Origin of the sequence: Corallococcus sicarius (assembly GCF_003611735.1) — a bacterium.
Lineage (GTDB): Bacteria > Myxococcota > Myxococcia > Myxococcales > Myxococcaceae > Corallococcus > Corallococcus sicarius.
Map to the genome: position 1 here is coordinate 1 of NZ_RAWG01000155.1, position 21,538 is coordinate 21,538.

Here is a 21,538-nt window from a genome sequence, read left to right on the forward strand (position 1 = left end):
GATGCTGGGGGAGGCGGGCGCCACCGTGTACTGCACGGGCCGCAGCGTGCGCGGACGGCTGGCGAGCGGGGACTCGCGGCCGGAGACGATTGAAGAGACGGCGGAGCTCGTCACGGCGCGGGGCGGGAAGGGCATCGCGGTGCGCGTGGACCACTCCGTGGAGGCGGAGGTGGAGGCGCTGTGCGAGCGCATCCGCGCGGAGGCGGGGAAGCTGGACGTGCTCGTCAACGACATCTGGGGCGGGGAGACGCTGGTGGAGTTCGGCACCCCGTTCTGGAAGCAGTCGCCCCAGAAGGCCCGGCTGATGTTCGAGCGCGCCGTCTTCACCCACGTCGTCACCAGCCGGTACGCGGTGCCGCTGATGGTGGAGCGGGACCGGGGGCTCATCGTGGAGGTGACGGACGGGGACTCGTTCGGCTACCGGGGCAGCGTCGCCTACGACGTGACGAAGATGGCCGTCATCCGGCTGGCCTTCGCGATGTCGCGCGACCTGCGCCGCACGAACGTCACCGCGCTCGCCGTGACGCCGGGCTTCCTGCGCTCGGAGGAGATGCTGGCCCACTTCGGGGTGACGGAGGCGAACTGGCGCGACGCGGTGAAGAAGACCCCGGACTTCATCGCGTCGGAGACGCCCGCGTACGTGGGCCGCGCGGTGGCGGCGCTCGCGGCGGATCCCGGGGTGAAGGCGCGGGCGGGGCGCGTCGTCGCGTCGTGGACGCTGGCGCGCGAGTTCGGCTTCACCGACGTGGATGGCTCCCAGCCGCACTGGGCCGAGTACTTCGAGAAGACCTACCGGAAGCCGTACACCGTCGCGGATGACTCGGCCTATGCGTCGTGGCTCGGGGGCTCCATCGAGACGGTGGCCCCGGACTGGCCTGTCTACTGAAGGAGGGGCACACAGCCCGGGCCATCCCCGTGGCCCGGGCAAAGCGATATGGTCCGCCCCCAGAGGGCGCGCACATGGCGAAGGGGCAGAACAGGAACGGCGGGCAGGAGCGCGTTGACGAGACCCGCGTCGCGCCGCTCGACGACCTGGATGAGACGGAGGAGCTCCGGACCGAACAGACCCGGGTGCCCGTGCCGCCGACGTTGGAGCCGACCTCGGATCTGGACGAGGAGCCCGAGGAGACCCGGCCCATGTCGCCCACGACGGGCCGGAAGTCCTGGGGCAACCAGACCCGCGTCGCGCCCACCACGGGCGCGGACATCCGTGCGTCCGAGCTCGCCGGGTTCGAGACCCGCATGAGCGCGCCCCCTGTTCCCGACGAGGACCTCGTCCCGGAGACCCGTGTGTCGGAGCCGCTGGCCCCTCCGCCCCGGTCACGCGGTGGGGAAGGGCGGGCCAGCGCCGACGCCGTGCGTGGAAGCCGTGGCGGTGAAGGGCGGAGCAGTCGCGGCACTGCCGAATCCGCGCGCGGTGGCGTCGAGTCCGTGCGTGGCGCCTCCCGCGAGGAAGGCTTCGGACTTCCGGAGATCATCCGCGTGGGCCGGGGCACTGCCGAATCCGCGCGCGGTGCCGCCGAATCCGCGCGCGGTGCCTCGCGGGAAGAAGGGTTCGGCCTGCCGGAGATCATCCGCGCGGGCCGGGGCGCGGAGCTGGACGGTGCGACCGAACCACCCCCGCGCATCGCCGAACCTCCCCGCCTGGGCCGCGGCCCCGAGGCGCGCGGCGGCGCGGACGAGGCCCGGGGGGCGGGGCGCTCAGGGCGGCAGGAGGAGCTGATCCTCGCGCCGCTGCCATCCGCGCAGGCGGCGAGCCGCGCCGGGGAGACGCCCGAACTGCGCACGATGTTCGCCACCCACTCCGCGCTGCTCGCGGAGCGCCTGAAGACGGAACTCCAGCACAAGATCTACGGCCGCTCCCCGCACCGCATCCTGCGCGTGGAGGAGCCCGAGGGCCCCAGCACCGCCGGTGGCAAACAGGCACGGCAGGCCATCTCGCTGGTGGACCGCAAGGGCGTGGCGCCCGCCCTCGTCGCCGGATGGGTGGACGTGGCCAAGGGCCAGGCCTCGCTGCGCAACCACGAGGCCGTGGCCAGGCGCTACGAGTTCCAGCACGGCAGCCCCCTGGAGCTTGTCCCGGAGGAGTACGACAAGTTCCTCACCGACGTGGACGAGGTGCTGCGCACCGCCGCCATCCAGGTCCGCATCCTCGTGCCGGATGAGTCCGTGCCCACCCGGGCCGCCGTGGGTCAGCAGGTGCCTCGCAGCCAGGGCGTCCCCGTCCGCTGGGTGGTGCTGCTCGTCACCGTGGCCTTCCTGATGGGGCTCGCGGGTGGCGCGCTGTACGGCGGCGGCTGAAAACCGGCGGGCGTCAAGCACGGCCCACGGATCGCGCAACCAGGAATAAATCTCCAAATCGTATCCCTGGCGAGTCTCCGGGCGCGCCACGTCGCGGCGGGGGCCTTGCACCGCATCCCGCGGTCGCGAGGTCACGTCGCGCGCCCGGATGCCCACACACACGACCTGTCACGAACGGCCGCGCGCTCGCGCGACCGTCGGGCCCGGGTCTGCCCTTCGAGGGGGAACGACAATGAAACACCGCGTACGCAGCGCATGGTGGGCCCTGGTGGCCACCGTCGGCCTGATGGCCTGTGGGCCTGAACCGGAGCCGGAACCCGACCTCACCGTGGAGTCCCTGGCGGCCTCCGACGAGCAGTCCCTGGATGGCAGCGCCTGCCGTCCCACGTCCGAGCCCGTGGTGGGCAGCGGACTGAACCAGAAGTGCACGGGGCCGTGGGAGTACCGCGACCTGTGCTTCAATTCGGGCAGCTCGGCCGCGTGCGGAAGCCCCATCGGCTACCAGCCCGCGACCTGCAACAAGACGTGCAGCCACCCCACGGTCTTCCAGACGCAGACGCACGGCGGGACCTCCGCGGGCGTCTATCGCACGACGCGTGTGTGCGACTACTCGGAGAAGCCGCCCTGCGAGACGACGTACCTGTCGACGTACAGCAGGACGTGCGAGTCGGTGGCCAGCGCGCTCCTCACCACCCTGCGCAACGAGGGCAAGGAGTTCCCTGGCCGGCCGCTGTCCATCGCCAGCGTGACGACGGGCGCGCGCAGCCTGGGGACGTCGCGCATCATCACCAACACCAGCGCGCTGTTCATCACCGAGGCGAACTTCACCGAGGCGTGCACCATCCTCATCAACAACGTGGGCCTGAACTGGGTCACGAACGCGGACCCCCTCTGCGGCACGGAGGCCTGCAACGGCGCGCCCATCTACCCCACGTGCCGTCACTCCAGCTTCGGCACGGAGCCGAACCCGGCCACCTGTGACGGGCTGCCCGGCAAGGGCGTGAAGTACTCGGAGCCCAACGTGACGCCCCTGGAGGTGGACCCCTCGAGGACCGTCGCGGACTTCCGGCAGGACTCGACGCTGCCCAACCGGGCGAACTGCCTCACGGCGGACGAGATCCCCTTCTCCAACGCGCAGACGAAGTACAACGAACTTCTGACGGAGTGGAACCGCGTGGCGTCCCTGCCGGCGACGGTGGATCAGCCGGTGCAGCGCCGCTCCCTGGTGAATGCCTTCAAGACCCTCTTTGAACTGCAGGGCCACCAGCTCAGCGCCACGCAGCAGGACTTCATCCTCCAGCGCTACGGCGACTACCCGGACTTCAACCGGGTGACGCGCGTGGACGCGACCGTGGACTTCGAATGGGGGCTGGGCTCGCCCTCCAACGCCATCGCTCCGGAGACGTTCTCCGCGCGCTGGACGGGCGAGGTGCTGGCGCCCGTGACGGGGACGTACGTGTTCGAGGTGACCGCGGATGACGGCGTCCGCCTGTGGGTGGACAACACGCCGCTGGTGGACAAGTGGTTTGCCCAGGCCCCGACGTCGTACTCGGGCTCCATCGTCCTGCAGGCCGGCCAGCGCTACGCGCTGCGCATGGAGTACTTCGAGAACGGCAACGCCGCCACGGCCCGCCTGCGCTGGACGCCTCCGGGCGGCACCGGGCTGGTGGTCATCCCCTCGAGCCAGCTCTTCCTCACCGGCTCCGCCACCACGCACGGCCTGCGCGCGGAGTACTTCGACGACATGAACCTCACGTCCAGCAACTGCAACGCCTGGACGCCCCCGGCCGGCTCGGAGACGTGCACGGGCACCAGCGGCGTGGAGGCCATGCTCGCCCTGTGCCACCGGATGGCCCAGTCGCACGTCCCGGTGGACCGCGTGGCCACCGTGTGGCAGCGCTGCATGGACGCGGCCACCAGCGCCGCGGCGGTGTCGTGCCCCGGCACGTCCGCCTATCCCCAGGCCTGGTACGACATCAGCCAGGCGCTGCTGCGCAAGGACATCGTCGCGCTCCAGCGCGACAGCTTCGGGCAGCTGAAGCAGGACGACCTCCAGCAGCGCCTGTCGCGCCTCAACCAGTGGTACACGCTCGCGCGAACCACCGTGCACGGCGGCGCGGCGGTGCCCCCGGCGCTCGTCAAGGACCTGGACGCGACGTACAGCGACTTCTGGAAGGCGGCCTACGCGGGCGGCCTGCTCAGCACGGACGGCACGCAGCTCTTGGCCGCGGACCCGTTCAACACGGGGCTCGCCACCGACCGCGCGCTGCTCACCGCGGCCCTCACCCCGATGCCCGGCTCCACGTCGCTGCCCCTGGGCAACGCGCCCCTGCTGATGCTGATGGGCGACGGCCTCAAGGGCCTGCACGACCGCATCACCGACGTCAGCCAGATGCACGACCTGGGCTGCCGCTTCATGGGCTGCGCGGGCACCTCGCCCGTGCGCACCGAGGTGAGCGAGCTGTGGCGCCTGATGGGCGCGCTGGCCGACGAGACGTCGCTCGACGCCGCGGTGCTGGGCGCGTCCAACCTGTCGCTCGCGCCCGCGGAGCGCGCCGCCTGGCGGGGCCTGTTCGAGAAGGTGCGGATGAACCACGGCGCCCTGCGCACCGCGGTGAAGGAGGTCTTCGGCGCGGCCACCTACGACAAGGCCCTGCTGCTGACGACGCCGCCGGCGCTGGTTCCCCAGCCCGCGCTGCTGCTGACGCGCGCCATCCAGGACGGTGACGCGCGCACGGCCAGCTACGTCAAGACGGGCGGCTTCCTGCCCAGCGCGCGCAACTCGCTGCTCGCCGGCATCCAGGAGACCAAGCGCACCCAGCTGGATGACAGCATCTCCCAGCAGACCCAGAAGCTGACGGCCGCCAAGGCGGAGTTCCTCCAGTTCCGCACGGACTACGTGAACGATCGTCTGGCGGAAATGGGCAACGCGCAGCAGGTGGCCGGCATCATCGACCAGCTCAAGCTGCGCTACACGGAGTTCGATCAGCTCTCCCTGGACCTCGTGGGCCTGCGCGCCAACGCCGCGCTGGAGGAGGCCGCCTTCGGCGACTTCGCGAACGCCTTCAAGACGGCGAGCGACTCCGAGTCAGCGGACCTGGCGAAGCTGGCCATCACCCGTGGCCCGGTGGACACGCTGTCCATCTCCGCCGCCGAGGCGCGCTTCAACCCCTGGTCGGGCTCCACCGACCTCACGTCCTTCGCGGTGCGGAAGAACGGCGCGCCCTGGACCGTGGCCGCCAACGCGGGCGACATCATCAACGTGGCGGCGCGCAATCAGTGGGCCCCCACCTGCGTGCTGTCCCACGCGCAGCTGCGCAAGCCCCTGGAGGCGGACGGCACCCTCGCGAACGTGCAGGTCAACGGCGCCCTCACCGGCTCCGAGGGCTTCCTCGTGCAGTTCAGCGACAACGTCTTCACCGCCGAGTCCAACGCGACGTCCCTGTACGCGGGCGCTTCCGCCTCCGCCCGGGCTTGCGCGGGCGTCCGGGTGGAGACCGGCGCGAGCTGGGACTTCATCTTCGTGGCCAAGGCCGTCGCATACGCCACCGCGGAGGCCTGCATCGCTGGCGAGGTGGGCGTCCGCACCTCCAGCGACTCCAGCTCCGGTGGCGACCAGCGCGTCAGCGCCACGTACAACACCGGCATGCGGCTGGACGGCACGCCGTTCCCCAAGCTGCCCGTGGGCGCGCTGCTCCTGGTGCAGCGTGAGAAGGGCACCCAGACGTTGCGCGACGTGCAGGTGGTCCAGCCCAACATGTCGGTCATCATCGGCCGCAAGGTGGGGCTGACGGAGGGACAGCTGGACCCGGGCGTGGACCTGTACCTCGTCGCCAACGACGCGGCCTCCGTGCTCACGCCGTTCGGCACCCAGTCCTGCACCCAGGACACCAGCCACGCGCTGAGCGTGGACGTGCAGCGGCTGGTGCCCGCGGGCACCGCGGTGAGGCAGATGGCCCCCGCGATGGCGCGGGTCATCACCGACATGCGCGCGGCCACCGAGTCGCTCGTCAACCAGGGCCGGGTGCTGTCCCAGGACATGATGGCCCGCCGCCAGGCGGCCACGTCGTCGCTCTACGAGGCCTGCCGCCAGGAGACGCAGTGCCAGGTGTCGGGCACGTGCAACAGCGCGTGTGACCTCACCCAGTTCCCGCCGTCGCTGATGTCGCTCTACGAGACGTTCGTCTCCAAGGAGCTGGCCCGGCTGGAGCGCAAGGTGGAGATCCGCGCCGTGGAGCGCCGGATGGAGCTGATGTCGATGGAGATGAAGGCGCTGTCGAACGCCCTGGAGGCGACGCAGGTGCAGGGCCGCATCCTGCGGCTGGTGCCGGCGTGGAGCCTGCGCAACCTGGACGGGGAGAAGCTGCGCGAGCGCACGCAGAAGCTCGCCACGATTGTCACCGACTCGCTGTACCCGGTGCTGGACCTGCGCTACCCGTTCGTCCTCTCCGGCCTGAAGACGAACCAGGCCATCTCCAACCTGGTGCGCGCCGACTGGTCCCAGGCCTACGTGAACCTGGCCGACCTGGAGCTGTCCGCCGTGACGGCGGTCACCGGGGCGCTGGCGGATGGGCGCCTGGCGGACAAGGACCCCAGCTACTCCATCGTGGCGTTGAGCTTCCCGCGGCCGGGCTTCCCCGCCACGTCCTCGCCGTGGCTGAAGGCCAGCCCGGAGCGCTCCAAGGCGGTGTGGGACTCGCTGATGGACGTGACCCATCCCAAGTCCCAGTTCTCCGTGCAGATCGTCCCGTCGGACTTCTACGTCGACGACGGCGCCATCTCCGGCGCGCTCCAGTGCACGGAGGGCACGCCCATCCTGCACCGCGTGGGCCTGTACTTCGTGCGCATCGGTGGCTCGGCGGGCGCGGAGAACACCACGCTCAACGGTCAGCCGTTGAAGGCGGCCTCCACGTTCGAACAGGAGCTGACCTTCACCGGGCCCCAGGGCACGAAGACCTACTTCATCGAGGATGACCTGCTCGAAGGGGCGCGGTGGCGCCTGGGACAGAACCGCATCCACTTCGGTCTGTCCGCCGCCGCCGTCAATACGTTCGAGCTCGGCGAGTTCGCCAAGCCGGTGACGGATCAGGCCTCCGGTGGAGACGGGCTGTCGCCCTTCAGCTCCGTGAAGTTCGACGTGACGGGCCTGCGCACCAACCCCATCCATCCGCTGGATGCAGCCTCGGAGCTGGTGCTCGTCTACAAGGTGGACCGGCGCACGGTGGCGTCCATGCCGGAGCCGCTCATCTGCCAGTAGCCGCGGGGTCGTAGCCACCGCGCAGTCGCTGTCTTCGCGGGAGCGCCGGTTCCGGCGCTCCCGCGGTCGTTTTCGCTGTCCGTGCCGCCCCGGTGGACCGGGCCGCTGCTTCCTTTCCTTCCCCTTCATCAGGAGTCTTCATGTCGCCGCTGCGGAAGCTGTCCGTGGCTTTGGTGTGTCTTGTCGCGCCCGGGGCCCTTGCCCAGTCCGAGCCTTTCGCGGACGCGCGCGTGCAGACCCCTCAGCTCGCCGCCCCGAAACGGGGCTCCCTCGTGGGGCAGTACGCCCACACCGCCTTTGGCCCCGCTGACGTCAGCCGGGGAGGCTTCAGCCTGCCGTCGCCCTTCCAGGTGCCGCAGGACCGGGGCCCGCTGCTCGTGCAGCCCTTTCCCACGTATTCGCCCGACGGGGGCCTGGACGAGTGGGGCATGGGCTGGAGCACCACCCTCACCATCGAGCGCACGCGGGCGCGCGGAGAGCTGGACTACGCCACCGATGATCTCTCCGGCCCCTGGGGCCGCATGGTGAAGGGCACCGACGGCGCGTGGCACCCCGCGGACGTGACGTCCGCCGTGCGGGTGGTGGAGGTGGGCACGTCGCTGGTGGCGTACCTGCCGGACGGCGGCCGGTGGACCTTCGGCGCCCAGGTGCGGGTGGACACGCCGCGCGGCACCCATGCGTGGTTCCTGGAGGAGGCGCGTGACGCCACGGGGCAGGGTGCGCGCCTGTCCTGGGCGGTGAACCCGTCCGGCCGCCCCTTCCTGGAGCGCGTGCGCTACGGCGGCCGGGGCGAGGACTTCCACTACGAGGTGTCGTGGAAGTACACCCCTCTCGCCACGCCGTTCGTGGACTACCGCAGCGGTGCGCCGCTGAAGCTGGACCGGCGCGTCCAGGACGTGGTGCTGCGCGTGCGCGTCCCCGGCACCGACACCCGCGCCGAGCGCTGGCGCTACACGCTCTCCTACCAGGACGATGACCTGGGGCCGGCCTTCCGCCTCACGCAGGTGCAGCAGGTCTACGCCTCCGGTGCGCAGCCTCCCGCCACGCAGTACACCTACCAGGGCGTCAACGAGACGCTCCAGGCCGCTCGGTTCCAGAGCGCGACGGTGCTGGACGGCGTGGTGGCCGCGTTCGGCGGAGACGCCTTCCAGCCCGACCATGCGTCGCTGCTGGACGTGGACGCGGACGGGCGGTTGGACCTGGAGCACCACCAGCGCAACACGCTCTTCGTCCAGGAGGGCACGGGGTTCCGCGTGGAGGAGCTGCCGCCGGCCGGTCCCAACACTGTCCCCGAGTGCCGCGCGCCGGAGTCGCTCTACAACGAGCCCCGGCACCTGGTGCAGTTCGGACCGGACCTGGACGAGCACCAGGTGGTGGACCTGCTCGGGGATGGCGCCTTCCAGAGCACCGCGCTGACGGTGTGCTCGCGCGCCGGCCAGCTGGTGACGCGCCAGACGCTCCCGGGCCACTGGGAGCTGGGAGCGCAGACGCGGCTCGTGGACCTGAACAAGGACCGCCGGCCGGACCTGCTGCGCGTGTACGAGGGCGGCTTTGACGTGCTGCCCAACGTCAGCACCAGCCCCGTGGTGCCCGCGTTCGGCCCGATGGTGAGCGGCGGCCTGATGCCGTACTTCACCCCGCACACCAGCTGGGTGCAGGACCTCAACGGCGATGGCCAGTCGGACATCGTCGCGCGGCACGAGGGCGGCCTCGTGGTGTGGTACGGCCAGGGCCAGTACCAGTTCGACGGCGCGGGGCAGGGCATGCCGGTGCGCCTGTGGTACGGCGGCGAGCTGAGCGGCCTCTTGGACTACCAGCTCGCGTTCGTGGACCTGAACAAGGACGGCCTGTCGGACCTGGTGCTGTACCAGCAGGGCTACGCGCTCTTCTTCGTGAACACCGGCGAGGAGTTCACGGAGGTGCGCGCCCCGCTGGGCGACTTCTTCGACGGCCTGCCCGGCCCGGTGGTGGTGGGCGACCTCACCGGCACGGGCGGCACGCAGCTGTCCACCGTCCGGCTGGGACAGGCGTACTCCGTCACCCTGGACGCGCCGGGCACGGGGCTGATGCGCACCGCGGACGACGGCAAGGGCACGCGGCTGTCGTTCCAGTACGCCTGGAGCCCGCCCGCCGTCGGCACCTACCAGCGCGAGGCCGTGCTCTCCGCGCTGGACGTCACGTCCTCCGGCCACCCGCTGGAGCACATCACCTACGACTACGCGAAGCCCGCCATCCACCCGGTGAGCCGGACGTTGCTGGGCTATGAGGACGTGTCCCGCACCACGCCGGTGGGCACCGACAGCTCCACCTTCTCCCATGACACGCGGCAGACGGGCCTGCTCGTCTCCAGCACGTCCACGGACGCGCGCACGCCGGGCGTGGAGCGCTTCGAGTCGCGCGTGTACGAGGCGACGCAGTCCTTCGGCCTGCCGTGGAGGCGCCTGCGCGAGCAGCGCAGCGGCTGGCGCTCCGGCACGCGCCGGGTGGAGGAGTGGACGGAGTTCCAGGCCTACGCGGCGGAGGTCTGCCCCGCGCGCACCGTGCTGCACACGGCGCACGGCACGCTGACGACGGAGCACACCCGCGCGAATCCCTCCGGCCTCACGGGCCACCTGCACTGCCTGGACAGCGGCGTGGTGATGACGGGCCAGCACGCGGACGCGACGCTGGACTTCCGCCACGAGTCCCGGCTGACGCGCAACGCGGTGGGCCTGCTGGAGAAGCTGGAGAGCGTGGCGCCGTCCGGCGCGGTGACGCTCCAGGAGGTCGCCTACCGTCAGGACTTCTCCGTGGAGCACGTGTCCGTGCCGGGGCGGGGCACGTCCTGGTTCGACTTCGAGCCGGGCGGCACGCTGCTGCGCAAGGTGACGTCCCCGGATGGCACCAGCGTGGAGGTGACCGGCCGCGAGACGCTGACCGACGCGGTCCGCTCGCTGCGCTACGGGCAGGGCACGGTGAGCTACTCGGAGTCCTTCCGCTACGACGGCGAGGAGCGGCTGGCGCGCCAGTGGGATGATCAGGGCCACGCGACGGAGACGAACCCCTCCAAGCTGCTGTCCTACCAGTACGCCACCGCGCTGAAGCCCGCGCTGGTGGAGGTGGACTCGCTGGTGGACGCGACCAGCGGCGCCCACCGGAAGCTCGCCGAGTGGAGCACCGCGGATGGCGAGCCCGTGGCCACCGCGCAGCGCATCCCCGGAGGGTGGACCTTCCAGGGCATCACGACCTACGACCCGGCCCAGCTGGAGACGCGCAAGTACCAGCGTCCCACGGCACCGGCCACGCTCCAGCCCACGCAGGTGTCCTACGGCGACCTGCTCGCCGGCACCGCGTCGCTCGGCCTGAGCCGGGGGGCGGCCTTCGGCCACGTGGTGGACGCCTCCTCCGTGTTGCAGACGGGCGTCACCCAGCAGCACCAGACGGCCCTGACGGTGGAGGCCGGAGGCGTGCGGCGGGACACGAAGGAGAACGGCACCTTCACGACCACGAGCTGGACGGATGCGTCCGACCGCGTGCGGGTGTTCCAGGACCAGGGAGGCGCGCGCTACGAGTACACCCATGACGTGCTCGGCCGCGTGCGCGGCGTACTGCTGCCGGATGGCAAGCACCACTGGCTGTCGGTGGACGCGCACGGCCGGGTGACCCGCGTGCTGCGCGAGGGCCTCGCCAAGGTGGAGTACTCGTATGACGCGGTCACGGGCCTTCCCAAGGACCGCCTGTTCCTCACCTCGTCGGGGGGGCTGCGGCGCATGGAGTCGTGGACGTACGACGCCGTGGGCCGCAAGACGGTGGAGCTGCACACCGACGTCACCACCGGAGCGACGCAGCGCTACCAGCACTACTACGACGGCGCCACGCCCCAGCAGCCCACGCAGCGCACCCACCTGGGGGAGCACACGGGCGTCTCGGGCGAGGGCTTCCAGAAGACCTTCGAGTACCGCGCGGACGGCAAGGTGACGCGCCGGGTGGTGACCCTGACAGGCTGGCGCACGGTGGAGACGCTGTTCGGCTACACGGATGGCGGGGACGCCGTCACGGAGACGACGCGCGTGCTCGATGTGACGGGCGCGCTCCTGTCGCTCCACACCCAGGCGCAGCGCTGGGACACGCACGGGCGCCTGGCGGAGACGCTGTTGGATGGCGCATCGCTGGCCCTCTACGGCTACGACGGTGACGGCCAGCCGCTGACGGCGGACTTCGCCACCGGAAGCCGGGTGACGCTGGGCTACGACCCGCTCACGCGGCGGCGGCTGTCCAAGACGCAGCAGGGCCCGGGATGGAACGCGTCGGTGGGGCAGCGGATGGACACGCGGGGCAACGTGGCCGAGGAGACCTACGCCGCGGGCGGGGTGTCACTGCATCGTCAGTATGCCTATTCGCCCAAGGGCTTCCTCGTGGGCTCCACGGACGCCGCGCACGCCTATGGCTACGAGTTCGACGCCAGTGGCCTGCCGACGGTCATCGAAGAGGATGGCGTGCGGCGCACCCTCACCACGCAGGGCAACACGCTGACGTCGGGCGCGGCGACGTACACGTTCGACGACCTGGGCCGCACGGTGACGAAGAACGACCTGACGTTCGAGTACGGCCCCCACGGGCAGGTGGCGCGCGTCGTCCGGGGCACCCGGGCGTGGCGCTTCCTCTACGACGAGGCGGGACAGCGGCTGCTCAAGCTGGAGGGCACCACGCCGCTCGCGGCATACCTGGAGGGCGGCGCGTTGCTGGATGCGAACGGGCTGACGCGGCCGTTCCGCTTCGCGGGCCAGGTGGTGGGCTTGATCCACGACGGCGTGTTCCAGATGGTGGGCGCGGACAGCCGGGGGTCGGTGATGACGGACGCCCTCGGGCAGCTGCTGCTCGCGACACCGTTCGGTGCCCGCGCGCACCGTCCGGTCAGCTCCGCCGTGCTGGACTTCGTGGAGAAGGGCTTCGACGCGGACCTGGGGCTCGTGCGCATGGGCGTGCGTGACTACGACCCGGAGATCAACCGCTTCCTCACGCCGGACCCGCTCTTCCTGCAGGAGCCGGCGCGGTGCGTGGACAGCCCGGTGGAGTGCAACCTCTACGCGTACGCCCTCAACGCGCCCACGCGCTTCGTGGACCCGAGCGGCTACAAGGCGAAGGCGGCCGCGGCGGCCGCGACGCCGGAGGTGGCCGAGATCCTCGTCGTCCCCTATGCGGTGGAGATGCAGCGCTTCAAGACGCTGGAGACCGGGCCCCTCAAGCAGGTGAACGCCATCGTGCTGCACCGCACCTCCGCTGCCACGGGCAGCAGCACGCTTCATGCCTACAAGAATGGGAAGAAGGAGGGAGCGCACTTCCTGGTGGATGAGAACGGGAAGATCATCCAGACGATGAAGCTGGATCAGCAGGCCAGCCACGTCGGGAAGATCCGTGCGCGGTGCGAGGAGGAGGCCTCCTGCTCGGCCACCGAGAAGGCGACGCTCGCCAAGCTCTGGGACGTGAAGCGCGTCACCAGTTGGGTCGCGCGCAAGGGGGACGTCTACAAGCACGAGCTGGCCAAGAGCTACCCGGACCGCTACCCGCTCAACAGCGACTCCATTGGCATCGAGGTGGCAGGCGCGCAGAACGCCAAGGGCGCCTACGAGGCGCCCACCGCGGCGCAGCTCAACGCGGTGAAGGCGCTCGTGGAGGCCTTGCAGGCGCAGTACAATCTCAAGGACACGGACGTGTTCGCCCATGGCGTCATTGGTTACAAGGACAACCCTCGCAGCGAGGGAACCCTGTTCGGGTACTGACATGCGAAACGACACTCACGGACGGAATCACGCGTGGCGCACGGGAGCGGTGCTGCTGGGACTGGCGGCCTCGCTCTCCCAGGCCGCGGCTCCGCAATGGAGCGTGCCGCGCGACGCGCGCATCGAGAAGCTCGAGGCCCGCATGGAGGAGGGCTACGAGAACAACTACATGAAGGAACACTGCGGCTACTTCACGCTCACGGCGGAGGAGACGCTGGTGTACCTGCGCTCGGCGCAACCGCTGCCCACGGAGCAGGTGCACGACCGGCTGGACTGGGTCCAGTGCATCGTGCAGGGCACACTGGTGTCCGGAAAGGGCAAGCACCGCAAGGAGGTGCGCTTCGAGATCTCCGCGTCGCTCGCGGCCCACATCTACGAGCCGGGCAAGCCCGTGGCCTACCTCATCTGTGAAGGCACCTGCGAGGAGCGGATGAACAAGATCATCGAGAAGCACGTGCACGGAAAGTAGCCGCACCGCATCACTGTCCGCTGAACGAACGGGGGCTGCTCACCGGTGCGATGGCCGGAGAGCGGCCCCCTTTCCATGTTGATGCCTTCCGTCCCTCCACGGAGGCAACGCATGGCGTCGTCCCATCACCGCCCCAGGTCCCACCTCCGCAAGCTGCTGGGCGGCTTCATCGTCGCCGTCGCGGAGGTCTTCGCGCCCACCTCCGTGCTCGCGGACGGGTCTCCGAAGTTGGCCCCGAGGCGGGAAGGCCCGCCGCGTCAGCGTCGTACCACCCTCCCGGGGCAGGACTCCCGGAGGTTGGGAATCCAAGGAGTGGATCCGCGCCGCCTGGAGTGACGCGAACCGCCGTCGGGGTGGGGGACCCCGTGGTACGGTGCCCGGGTCATTTTTCCGGGGGGAGCTCACGAGTGCCCGCCCTGGAGCTCCGTGAGCCCCACCATGCGCAGAATCCCCTTGCTGGCCCTTGTCTGCCTCGTTGTCGCAACCGCGTGTTCGCGCGGCGACAAGGACGCGAAGGGCGGCACCCCGGAGACCGGCACCTCGCCGTCTTCGTCCCCGAAGAACGCCGGCCTCGCGGTGCAGCCGCTGCCGGAGCCGCCCGCGCTGCAGATCGATCCCGCCGAGGCCGCGGCCCAGGGACCCTTGAGCGTCGTGGCCGCGCGGCCGCAGGGCAAGGCCCACGGCAACATCCGGCCGACCATCACCTTCACCCAGCCCATGATTGCTTTGGGCACGGTGGCCCAGGAGCGCGGGCTGGCGGCGCCCGCGAAGATTGAACCGCCGCTGCAGGGCGAGTGGCGCTGGGTGGGCTCCGCGAGCGTGGAGTTCGTGCCCGCGAGCGGCGTGCGGCTCGCGACGAAGTACACGGTGACGGTGCCCGCGGGCCTCAAGGCCATGGACGGCTCCACGCTGGCGGCGCCCTACACCTTCGAGTTCGAGACCACGTCCCCGGCCCTCCAGACCGTGACGCCGGAGCCCGGCTTCCACTGGGTGCAGCCGGAGCAGGTCTTCACGCTGGTGTTCAACCAGAAGGTGAAGGACCTGCCGCAGCACGCGCGCCTGGAAATGGCGAGCGGCGCGCCGGTGCCGCTCACGCTGGTGAAGGAGACCGCGTTCGCGGACCTCAAGGCGGTGGAGGTCGGCAGCGGTCCGGAGCGCAGGTCGCAGGACCGGCGCGTGAAGTACGAGCTGAAGCCCGCGCAGAAGCTGGCCGCCGGGACGGCGTTCACCCTGGTGGTGGACGCGGCGCTTTCGGGCGTGGAAGGCCCGCTGCCCCTGGAGGAGGCGGTGCGCCACCCCTACACCACCTACGGCGCGCTCAAGGCGGAGTCGGTGTCCGCGTGCGCGTTCCAGTACGGCGACAACGAGTGCCCCTACGGCCCGTTGATCCTCTTCACCTCCAACGAGGTGGACGTGGCGTCGCTGAAGGGCAAGGTGACGCTGGAGCCTCCCGCGCAGATTGACTGGGACCGGATGCAGACCCAGATGCCCTGGCCCGGCGCGGAGCAGAAGTTCCCCTACGTGTCGCTGCCCGGCCGCTTCCGCCCCGGCACCACGTACAAGGTGAAGGTGGCCGCGGGCTACAAGGACGTCTTCGGCCAGACGGGCCCGGCCTTCCAGGGCCAGACGAAGCTGAGCGACGTGGCGCCCTCGTTCGACTCCGGCTCCACGGAGGCGCTGCTGGAGGCCTCCGGTGATGGCTCGCTGCCCCTGGTGGTGACCAACGTCCCGGAGGTGATGGCGGAGGTGTGGGCGCTGTCGCCCGCGGAGCTCGCGCGCTTCCTGGGCTCGGACTCCCGCCCCGAGACGTGGCCCGCCACCGAGCCCGTGCGCACGACGCTGGACACGCAGGCCGCGCGCAACGTGGAGCGCACCGTGCCCTTCGACCTGCGCCCTGCGTTCAACGGCGCGAAGACGGGCCTGTTCCTCGCGCGGCTGAGCGCGCCGGTGCTCAAGGAGAAGTTCCCGCGCCGCATCATGGGGCAGGTGACGGACCTGGCGGTGCACGCGAAGCTGGGCGCGACCTCCAGCGTGGTGTGGGTGACGTCGCTGCAGACGGGCGCCCCGGTGCCGGACGCGCGGCTCACCCTCTGGGACAAGACGGGCACGGAGCAGTGGACGGGCGTCACGGACGCCAACGGGCTCGCGAAGGTGCCGGGCCTGTCGGAGCTCATCGTCACGAAGCAGGAGTCGTCCTGGAACATCCCGTGGGCCATGGTCTCCGCGGAGAAGGACACCGACATCGGCGTGACGCTGTCCTCGTGGGGAGGCGGCATGTACCCCGGCGCGTTCTCGCTGATGAGCGCGTGGGAGGGGCGCAGCCCGGATGGTCTGGGCTTCGTGTTCGTCGACCGCGGCATCTACCGCCCGGGCGACGACGTGATGATCAAGGGCGTGGTGCGCTACCGCCGCCTGGGCGTGCTCAAGTCACCGCCCACCGGCGCGAAGGCCCGCGTGACGGTGACCAGCTCGCGCGGGGAGAAGGTCTTCGAGGGCGACGCCGTCATCACGAAGTACGGCACCTTCCGCTCGGACATGAAGCTGGGCAAGGACATGCCCCTGGGCTTCTATGACGTGTCCGCGAGCCTGAAGATCGAAGGCGAGACGCTGAGCTACAACGGCAGCTTCCGCGTGGAGGAGTACCGCGCGCCGCAGTTCCGCGTGGACGTGGCGGTGCCGAAGCAGCACGTGCCGGCGGGCGAGGCGCTCACCGCGCGCGTGGATGCGCGCTACCTGTTCGGCGGGGCCATGGGCAACGCGCAGGTGCGCTGGAGCGTGGGCCGGGCCAGCTCCTTCTTCACGCCGCCGGGCAACGAGGCGTTCACCTTCGGGGTGAACACCTGGTGGTGGGACGACGAGCAGCCGGAGCACAGCAGTGAGACGTTCGCCACGGGCGAGGGGCGCACGGACGCCACGGGGCAGCTCGCGCTGGCGCTGGGCACCGCGGAGACGCCGGGCGGCAAGACGTGGGAGTACACGCTGGAGGCGGAGGTGGAGGACGTCAACCGCCAGCGCATCGCCAACCGCAACCTCATCATCGTCCACCCCGCGGACGTGTACGCGGGCCTGCGGATGCTCTCCACGGGCTTCGCGGAAGCCGGCAAGGAAGTGGGCCTGGAGGTGGTGGCGGTGACGCCCGCGGGCGCGCGCCAGGACGGCATCGCGGTGGACGTGAACATCAAGCGCCGCGAGTGGAAGTCCATCCGCAAGAAGGGCGAGGGCGGCCAGTGGTTCACCATCACGGAGCCGGTGGAGACGGACGTGTCGAAGTGCTCGGTGAAGAGCGCCGCCACGCCGCAGGCCTGCCGCTTCACGCCCGGCGAGCCCGGCCTGTACGTGCTGGAGGCGGTGGCCACGGACGCGAAGGGCCGCAAGGCGGCGACGCGCGACTCGCTCTACGTCACCGGCTCCGGCTGGGTGTCGTGGCAGCGCAACGACACGGACCGCATCGACCTGGTGGCGGACAAGCAGCTCTATGACGTGGGCGACACCGCGAAGATTCTGGTGAAGAGCCCGTACCCGCAGGCGGAGGCGCTCGTCACGGTGGAGCGCGAGGGCGTCCTCAGCGTGCGCCGCGTGAAGCTCAAGGGCAGCGCCACGGCGCTGGACATCCCGCTGGGCGAGGGGGCCATCCCCAACGTCTTCGTGGGCGTGGTGCTGGTGCGCGGCCGCGTGGAGGCGTCCAAGGGCCTTGAGTCCGGGGACGATCCGGGCCGTCCCTCCGTGCGCGTGGGCTACACGGAGCTGAAGGTGGAGAAGAAGCAGAAGCGCCTGTCGGTGGCGCTGACGCCGGACGCGCAGGACAAGCGCCCGCGCGACAAGGTGACGGTGAACGTCGCGGTGAAGGACGCGGCGGGCAAGGGCGCGAAGTCGGAGGTGACGCTCTGGGCCGTGGACGAGGGCGTGCTGCGCATGACGGGCTACCAGGCGCCGGATCCGGTGGAGGCGCTGTTCCCGCTGCGCGGCCTGTCGGTGCGCATTGGCGAGCCGCTCATCCACCTGGTGCTGCGCAAGCTGTACGGCGAGAAGGGCTCGAAGCCGGGCGGCTCCGGCGGCTCGGACACGTCGGGCTCCGGCTTCCGGAGCAACTTCAAGACGACGGCGGTGTTCCAGTCCGTGGAGACGGACGACCAGGGCCAGGCGAAGGTGGAGTTCACGCTCCCCGACAACCTGACCACCTTCCGCATCATGGCCGTGGCGGTGACGGCCGCGGACCGCTTCGGCGTGGGTGAGAGCAAGGTGCAGGTGTCCAAGCCGCTGCTGGCGCTGCCGGCGCTGCCCCGGCTGGTGCGCGTGGGCGACAAGGCGGAGGCCGGCGTGGTCATCCACACCACGAACCCTGCCATCAAGGAGGCGAAGGTCACCGCGCAGCTCACGGGCGTGCGGGTGGAGGGGCCGTCGGAGAAGACGGTGTCGCTGACGGACGGCAAGGCCCGCGAGGTGCGCTTCACCTTCGTGGCCGAGCAGCCGGGCACCGCGGTGTTGCGCTTCTCCGTGACGGGCGGCGGCGAGACGGACGGGGTGGAGCAGAAGATCCCCGTGCAGCTCCCCGTGGGGCTGGAGGCGGTGGCGACGTATGGCGACACCACCACGGAGCGGACGGAGGGGCTCAAGCCGCCGGGCGGCGTGCGGCCCGGCGTGGGCGGCCTCACGGTGACGATGTCGTCCACGGTGATGGGCGGCTTCGAGGAGTCGATGAACCAGCTCGTGGACTACCCCTACGGGTGCCTGGAGCAGATGTCGTCGCGGCTGGTGCCGTTCGTGGCGCTGCGCGAGCTGTCCGGCAAGTTCGGCGTGCCGTGGACGGGCGGTTCGGAGGAGCAGAAGCAGGCGTTCGTCCGGGGCTTCGTCAGCGATGACGCGCTGAAGACGCAGGGCACGCTGGATCCGGACGCGATTGTCACGGCGACGGTGCGCAAGATTGAAGCGCTCCAGAACCACGACGGCGGCTTCCGCTTCTGGGCGTCCAGCGATTGCACGTCACCGTATGCCTCCGCGTACGCGACGCTGGCGTTGGCGCGGGCGAAGGAGGTCGGCTACCCGGTGAACGCCGAGGGGCTGGCGAAGGCGAAGAAGTTCCTGGCGGACAAGGTGGCGGCGGGCGTGTGCAACCGGTGCGGTGGGGACTGCAACACGCCGGGGCTGGAGACACGGGCCTTCGCGCTCTACACGCTGGCGCGCACGGGGTCGCCCCGGCCGTCGTACTACAACGAGCTGTTCGAGAAGCGGGCGGACCTGCCGCTCTTCGCCCAGGCGATGCTGGCGGACGCCATCTTCGTGGGGAAGGGCAACCGGGACCAGGGCCAGAAGGTGCTCCAGGAGCTGCTGAACAAGGCGCAGGAGACCACCGCGGGCCTGCACTTCCAGGAGACGGACGCGAAGACGTACGCGCCGCTCTGGTCGTCCGACACGCGCACCACGGCGCTGGTGCTCCAGACGCTGGTGAGCGTCACGCCGGACCACCCCTATGTCGCGAAGATGAGCCGCTACCTGGCGTCGTCGCGCGAAGGGGACGGGCGCTTCCGCAACACGCAGGAGGCGGCCTTCACGCTGATGGCGCTCTCGGAGGTGGTGCGCCGCAAGGAGAAGGACGTGCCGGCGTACGAGGCGGTGGTGAAGCTGGGCGGACAGGTGATTGCTTCCGCCGACTTCAAGGGCCGCGACCTGGGCGTGAAGACGGTGCAGGTGCCGGTGGAGAAGCTGGGCACGGCGGACAAGGCGCAGCCCCTGACCTTCGGCGTCAACGGCACGGGCAACCTCTACTACGGGGCGCTGTTGCGCTACGCGCCGGCCGTGATGCCCCTGGACCCGATGGACCGGGGCATCATCGTCCAGCGCTGGTTCGAGCCGTACAACGGCGGCGGTCAGGCGAAGGCGGCGCGCGCGGGCGAGCTGGTGCGCGTGCGGGTGCGCGTGGCCACGCCGATGCGCCGCCACTTCGTCGCGGTGGACGTGCCGCTGCCCGCGGGCCTGGAGGCGGTGGACACGTCGCTCGCGAGCACCGCGAGTCTGCCCGGGCCGGTGGGCTCCGGCGAGGAGGAGGGCCCCGGCGAGGGCTACGAGTACGAGAGCGGGGAGGACCTGTCGGAGACGGACCAGCCGAGCAGCCCGTGGGCGACGCGCTTCTGGTCGCCGTTCAACCACACGGAGATGCGGGATGACCGGGTCATCTTCTTCGCGGACGAGCTGCCGCCGGGCGTGCACGTGACGAGCTTCGTCGCCCGGGCCACGACGCCGGGTGACTTCGTGCTCAAGCCGGCGCACGCGGAGGAGATGTACACGCCGGAGGTCTTCGGACGCTCCGAGGGTGGACGCTTCCCGGTGGTGATGCCGGAAGAGGTCGCTTCGAAGTGATGGGGCGCTTCACGCTTCGCGGGATGGCGCGCGCCGTGGCGGTGGCCGCGGCGCTTGTCGGGCTGGGGTGCGCGGGCTTCATCGCGATGCCCCTGCCCGGGGCGTTGCTGTCCCGCGAGGCGCTGTCCTCGCTGGTGATCACCGACCGCACGGGCCATGCCCTGCGCGAGGTGCTCTCCCGCGAGGACGGGCGGAGTGTGGGGCTGTCGGGGGGCACCATCCCCCCGCTGGTGCGCGCGGCCTTCATCGCCGCGGAGGATCAGCGGTTCACGCGCCACCCCGGCGTGGACGTGGTGGCGGTAGCCCGGGCGGCGCGCGACAACGTGAAGGCGGGGCGCATCGTGTCCGGTGCGTCCACGATTCCGCAGCAGCTGGCGCGCAGGCTGGTGCCGCGCGAGCGCTCGTGGTGGGGGAAGGCCGGCGAGGCGCTGTGGGCGCTCCGGCTGACGGCGCACCTCTCCAGGGAACAGGTGCTGCTGGAGTACCTGGACCGGGTGCCGCTGGGGAACTCCACCTTCGGGGTGGAGGCCGCGGCGCGGAGTTACTTCGGGCGGTCGGCGCAGCGGCTGTCGGCGGGACAGGCGGCGCTGCTCGCGGGGATGGCGCGCTCGCCCGCGCGGCGCGACCCGTACCGGCGCCCGGACGCGGCGCTGCTCGGGATGCGCGGTGTGCTGGCGCGCATGGTGGAGGAGGGCTTCCTCACGTCGGAGGAGGCCCGGCTGGCGGCCCAGACGCCGCTGGACCTGGTGCCACCCGAGCGCAGCTTCGAGGTGCCGCACCTGACGACGGCGCTGCTCCAGCGGCTGCCGGCGCTGGGGTTGGACCGCGCGACGCGCATCGAGACGACCATCGACCCCGCGCTCCAGGCGTCGGTGGAGAAGGCGATGGTGGAGGAGCTGCGGGGACTGGAGGAGCGCGGGGTGGGGGAGGCGGCGGCCATCGTCCTGGACAACGCGACGGGCGAAGTGCTCGCGTACGTGGGGTCCTCGGACTTCCTCGACGAGTCGAAGGGCGGGCAGAACGACGGCGTGCGTTCGCTCCGGCAGCCGGGGTCCGCGCTGAAGCCGTTCGCGTACGGGCTCGCGCTGAGCAAGGGGTTCACGCCCTCCAGCGTGCTCGCGGACGTGGAGGTGCACCTGGCGACGCCGGGGGGCGCGTATGTGCCCAGGAACTATGACCGGCGCGTGCACGGACCGGTGCGGCTGCGCGCGGCGCTGGCGTCCAGCTACAACATCCCGGCGGTGCGCGTGGCGGACGCGCTGGGGCCGGAGCAGGTGCTGCGTGTGCTGCGCGAGGCGGGCTTCGAGAGCCTGAAGGAGAGCGCGTCGCACTACGGCGTCGGCATCGTGCTGGGCAACGGGGACGTGACGCTGCGCGAGCTGGCGCGGGCGTACCGGG

The 21,538-nt window shown here is 71.0% G+C and carries 8 protein-coding genes; all 8 read left to right on the plus strand.

Features of this window, described 5'->3' with window-relative positions:
- Positions 1–886: SDR family oxidoreductase (locus D7X12_RS22960; RefSeq protein ID WP_120627423.1), on the plus strand; the 886-nt coding region annotated here is incomplete at its 5' end.
- A 74-nt stretch (positions 887–960) separates the two neighbouring features.
- Positions 961–2,301, plus strand: a complete 1,341-nt coding sequence (locus D7X12_RS45105) for a hypothetical protein (RefSeq protein ID WP_120627424.1) — start codon at positions 961–963, stop codon at positions 2,299–2,301.
- A 232-nt stretch (positions 2,302–2,533) separates the two neighbouring features.
- The gene (locus tag D7X12_RS22970) at positions 2,534–7,558 is read left to right on the plus strand and encodes a PA14 domain-containing protein (RefSeq protein WP_158620104.1); all 5,025 of its coding nucleotides are present in this window, start codon (positions 2,534–2,536) and stop codon (positions 7,556–7,558) included.
- Positions 7,559–7,698: 140 nt separating this feature from the next.
- Positions 7,699–13,317 carry an N-acetylmuramoyl-L-alanine amidase gene (locus D7X12_RS22975; RefSeq protein WP_120627426.1) on the plus strand — a complete coding sequence of 1,873 codons (5,619 nt, stop codon included), beginning with the start codon at positions 7,699–7,701 and terminating at the stop codon, positions 13,315–13,317.
- Position 13,318: 1 nt separating this feature from the next.
- A complete protein-coding gene (locus D7X12_RS22980; protein WP_147443777.1) occupies positions 13,319–13,786 on the plus strand; it encodes a hypothetical protein in 468 nt (155 codons plus the stop codon).
- 111 nt (positions 13,787–13,897) lie between these two features.
- Complete coding sequence (locus D7X12_RS22985; RefSeq protein ID WP_120627428.1) at positions 13,898–14,122, plus strand: hypothetical protein; 225 nt, start codon at positions 13,898–13,900, stop codon at positions 14,120–14,122.
- A gap of 102 nt (positions 14,123–14,224) precedes the next feature.
- On the plus strand, positions 14,225–20,140 hold the full coding sequence (locus D7X12_RS22990) for an Ig-like domain-containing alpha-2-macroglobulin family protein (protein WP_147443778.1): 5,916 nt from the start codon (positions 14,225–14,227) through the stop codon (positions 20,138–20,140).
- A partial coding sequence (locus D7X12_RS45110) for a transglycosylase domain-containing protein (protein ID WP_208719229.1) occupies positions 20,140–21,538 on the plus strand: 1,399 nt, incomplete at its 3' end. The genes D7X12_RS22990 and D7X12_RS45110, both read left to right, overlap by 1 nt.